The 1610-nt window shown below is 44.8% G+C and carries 1 rRNA gene; it reads left to right on the top strand.

The annotated features are described in order from the left end of the window. Positions 1 to 39 precede the first annotated feature (39 nt). A 16S ribosomal RNA gene (locus ACSLUQ_RS20435) occupies positions 40 to 1565 on the top strand. Positions 1566 to 1610 lie beyond the last annotated feature (45 nt).

Consider the following 1610-nt stretch of genomic DNA (forward strand, 5'->3'; position numbering starts at 1 on the left):
ATCTAAAATTAAAACAAAACCAATTTATTAAACACGCAATTTTTTGAGAGTTTGATCCTAGCTCAGGATGAACGCTCGCTGTGTGCCTAATACATGCATGTTGAACGGGATGTAGCAATACATTCAGTAGCGAATGGGTGAGTAACACGTACCTAACCTACCTTTAAGACTGGGATAACTATTGGAAACAATAGCTAATACCGGATATAGTTATTTATCGCATGATGAGTAATAGAAAGGAGCTTCACAGCTTCACTTAAAAATGGGGGTGCGGAACATTAGTTAGTTGGTAGGGTAATGGCCTACCAAGACGATGATGTTTAGCCGGGCCGAGAGGCTGTACGGCCACACTGGGACTGAGATACGGCCCAGACTCCTACGGGAGGCAGCAGTAAGGAATTTTCCACAATGAGCGAAAGCTTGATGGAGCGACACAGCGTGCAGGATGAAGTTCTTCGGAATGTAAACTGCTGTTATAAGGGAAGAAAAAATAGAATAGGAAATGATTTTATCTTGACGGTACCTTATTAGAAAGCGACGGCAAACTATGTGCCAGCAGCCGCGGTAATACATAGGTCGCAAGCGTTATCCGGAATTATTGGGCGTAAAGCGTCCGTAGGTTTTTTGCTAAGTCTGGAGTTAAATGCTGAAGCTCAACTTCAGTCCGCTTTGGATACTGGCAAAATAGAATTATAAAGAGGTTAGCGGAATTCCTAGTGAAGCGGTGGAATGCGTAGATATTAGGAAGAACACCAATAGGCGAAGGCAGCTAACTGGTTATATATTGACACTAAGGGACGAAAGCGTGGGGAGCAAACAGGATTAGATACCCTGGTAGTCCACGCCGTAAACGATGATCATTAGTTGGTGGAATAATTTCACTAACGCAGCTAACGCGTTAAATGATCCGCCTGAGTAGTATGCTCGCAAGAGTGAAACTTAAAGGAATTGACGGGAACCCGCACAAGCGGTGGAGCATGTGGTTTAATTTGATGGCTACGCGTAGAACCTTACCCACTCTTGACATCTTCTGCAAAGCTATAGAGATATAGTGGAGGTTAACAGAATGACAGATGGTGCATGGTTGTCGTCAGCTCGTGTCGTGAGATGTTAGGTTAAGTCCTGCAACGAGCGCAACCCTTTTCTTTAGTTACTAATATTAAGTTAAGGACTCTAGAGATACTGCCTGGGTAACCAGGAGGAAGGTGGGGACGACGTCAAATCATCATGCCTCTTACGAGTGGGGCAACACACGTGCTACAATGGTCGGTACAAAGAGAAGCAATATGGTGACATGGAGCAAATCTCAAAAAACCGATCTCAGTTCGGATTGAAGTCTGCAACTCGACTTCATGAAGTCGGAATCGCTAGTAATCGTAGATCAGCTACGCTACGGTGAATACGTTCTCGGGTTTTGTACACACCGCCCGTCGCACCATGGGAGTTGGTAATGCCCAAAGTCGGTGAGTTAACTTCGGAGACCATTGCCTAAGGCAGGACTGATGACTGGGGTGAAGTCGTAACAAGGTATCCCTACGAGAACGTGGGGATGGAACACCTCCTTTCTACGGAGTACATTAGTCTTAATTGACTTATTACATAATCGATAT

It is taken from the genome of Stappia sp. ICDLI1TA098, from assembly GCF_054880955.1.